This is a genomic window from Ileibacterium valens (assembly GCF_001945525.1).
Taxonomy (GTDB): Bacteria; Bacillota_I; Bacilli_A; order Erysipelotrichales; family Erysipelotrichaceae; genus Ileibacterium; species Ileibacterium valens.
Window position 1 is genome coordinate 1 of record NZ_MPJW01000012.1, and the last position, 2,879, is coordinate 2,879.

Annotated in this window: 2 protein-coding genes and 1 rRNA gene; 1 reads left to right on the forward strand and 2 read right to left on the reverse strand. The window is 37.1% G+C overall.

Translation table 11 applies throughout. The features are described from left to right. Positions 1-102, reverse strand: a 16S ribosomal RNA gene (locus tag BO222_RS00245); the annotation flags it as partial. A gap of 638 nt (positions 103-740) precedes the next feature. Here BO222_RS00245 and BO222_RS00255 point away from each other — a divergent pair. Continuing rightward, a complete protein-coding gene (locus tag BO222_RS00255; protein WP_075817348.1) occupies positions 741-1,589 on the forward strand; it encodes a Cof-type HAD-IIB family hydrolase in 849 nt (282 codons plus the stop codon). Positions 1,590-1,825: 236 nt separating this feature from the next. Here BO222_RS00255 and BO222_RS00260 read toward each other — a convergent pair whose 3' ends face one another. Next, on the reverse strand, positions 1,826-2,263 hold the full coding sequence (locus BO222_RS00260) for a hypothetical protein (protein WP_075817350.1): 438 nt from the start codon (positions 2,261-2,263) through the stop codon (positions 1,826-1,828). Between the last annotated feature and the right edge of the window lie 616 nt (positions 2,264-2,879).

Consider the following 2,879-nt stretch of genomic DNA (forward strand, 5'->3'; position numbering starts at 1 on the left):
TTACTCACCCGTTCGCCACTGTATCCAAAGATACCGTTCGACTTGCATGTATTAGGCATGCCGCCAGCGTTCATCCTGAGCCAGGATCAAACTCTCCATTTGATTTGACTCAACGCTTTTGCGTTTTATTTTATTTTTTGATTGTTCAGGTTGAATTGACTTGTACTTGGTTTGTTTGTTTAACCTGTACCAATTGGTACTTGTACATACTGTCTGTAAAGTTTTCAAAGAACGAGTTATTTGTGAAGATTTATTTATCTTTCACAAGCTTGCTTATCTTACTCCCTGTCCTGATCAAAGTCAAGACTTTTTGTGAATTTCTTTTTGAATTTCACAAGCGAAAGAAGACTTCGCTTGTGAGAAACAAGCCGTCTCTCACAAGGCTCATTAAGAATACCACTCCAGCAATCATCAGTCAACCCTTTTTGTTAATTATTTTTAAATTTTCACAAATAAGGATTTCTGCCCTTAGATATAAGGAGTATGGATATTCCAGGATGCCGTTTCAGTTTGAATTTTTCAATCAATTTCTTAAACAGCTTGCTTACCTTAATCCAAAACAAAAGGAAGATCAACTCATTTGATCACAATTTATGAGATATTTAGAAAATTGGTTCAATTTGAACAGAGATTCTTTTTGGCTTCCTGATAGTTGAATATAATAAAATCAAGGAGAAGCACTCGAAAATATAGCCCTCCCTTTTCTAAACAGACTTTATTTACGGAATAAGAAGGAAGATATGAAAGAGACAAACGTTAAACTTTTGATCATGGATGTTGACGGAACACTTCTTAATGATCAGAAACAGATTACGGAAAGAACAAAAAAAGCCCTGATTCAGCTTCAACAAGAAGGCATTATGCTTGGTATCGCCAGCGGCAGACCAGTAAAGGGTCTGCAGCGTTTTGCTCAGGAACTTAGAATGCCTGAGTTTGGAGGGATTTTGATCTCAAGCAACGGTGCCAGAGCCGAAACCCTGGACGGTAACGTATTATTTGAAAACCCAATTCCACTCGATCTCGCTCATCAGGTTCTTGAACATTTAAAAAAATTCAATGTCCGTCCAATGGTTGAAGATGGAGATTATATGCAGGTGAATAATGTTTACAATAACTTGATAACGACAGGTGATCGGACATTTAATGTCATGGATTATGAAGCTCATTCAAATGGCTTCCTGCTAAAAGAAAGTCACGATCTATGTAAGTCAGTTAAAACTCCGCCCTGCAAAATCCTTACCGCTGGAGATGATACCTATCTTCAGGAGCATTACAAAGAAATGGAAGCTCCATTTGCAGACGTTCTGGATTGTATGTTTACCGCTCCATTTTATTTTGAGTATACAAACAAAGATATAAATAAGGGCACAGCAATCAGCCATCTTCCTTATCAGAAAGAGGAGATCGCTTCAATCGGCGATGCACAAAACGATATTTCAATGCTCAAATCTTCTAGCATCGGAGTAGCCATGGGGAACGCAGTAGATGAAACGAAAGCTGTTGCCGACTATGTAACTGCTGATAACAATAATGATGGAATCGCTCTTTGGATCGAAGACTTCTTTGGTATTAAACCTGATAATCAATAGTTCCAGTATTCTTAGATTTTTACATTGCCTCCTCAATCCGGGTATCCCTCGAGGAGGTTTTCTTATTGTGAACTTGCAGTTTTGCTCTGCTTTATCCTTTTAGGGATTAAAGTCATCCATAATTTGCTCCAAAACGAGAATTTGCTCCAAAACGAGAACCATCCCGAAAATTAGCAGCTCTGCCTTACTGACTTTTTTTGCCATAATCCATTCTAAACCAAATCAACATAAAAAAATCAGGCAACCGCTTTTTGGCGGTTTGGCCTGATGGAATTAAGCTCTTTAGCTTCTGCTATGACAGTTTCAACAAAATCCCTGTCCTGATAAAAACCAAAGTCTACAACTTTTGGATCGAGAATACAACTTGGGTCTTTTAAAAGAAGTTGTCCAAGTTCATACAAAGCATCATAACGACATAAAAACGATGAAGACGTTTGAGTAATCTTTCTGAATGGAGATCTTGATGCATATCTTCCATTATTGATTCCAAGCTTAGCCTCGTCCGAAAGTGAATTATAAATCTGAACAATCTGAATATCGTTCAGATGATTTAATCCTAAAAAATCCAAGAGCCAGCAGGTATAGGCACGTTCATCAACCGTATTCATATTATGACTCTTCATAAATTTGAGCAGCAGCTTAGGAAATAAAAAACGACGCAGATCAGAATGCATAACCATTTCCTTTCACAATTTTGGAATAAATCAATACCAAAACATTTAACAGGATCTTAATACAAATTACAATCGGAATGTTTCTGATTCGGAAGATCCTTATCTGATTTCATTTTATTCCTTAAAAATCGAACATCTAAAGTCCTGACTAGTTAAATTTAGAATCTCTTTTTTTATGTTAAACAATATAACAAAAGATTCTTGAGCATAAATATTGGTCAAAGCAGGAGTTCAAAGGCAAATATTCGATCTTTATATCCTTAATACAAACGATAAGATTTTATCGGAATGATTCCCTTTATTATAAAAGCCAGACAATACTATTAAGTTTATTACTATGAATAATTCCAAAATGATTGTCTTCGTCCCTCTAAAAATGGCCTCCCGCCCATCTAGAATGTCATATCTATAGCATTTTCGACTTTACTACCGCCGAACGTTCTTTCTATTATTAAAAACGGTCGCACCGCCAACTAAAAAAGCCGATCCGAAGTGATTGCTCACTCAGATCGGCTTGCTGTTTGCATGGCCTCTTGCTATTTTCGCTGTTCACTATCGTCGCCGTTAGAATGCTTGACTGCCAGGTTCGAAAAGTGTCTGGGTATTTCCATTCTGC

Bases quoted from the DNA above. Each gene is read 5' to 3' on its own strand.
- BO222_RS00255 (WP_075817348.1), top strand. From the start codon at position 741: ATGAAAGAGACAAACGTTAAACTTTTGATCATGGATGTTGACGGAACA.
- BO222_RS00260 (WP_075817350.1), bottom strand. From the start codon at position 2,263: ATGCATTCTGATCTGCGTCGTTTTTTATTTCCTAAGCTGCTGCTCAAA.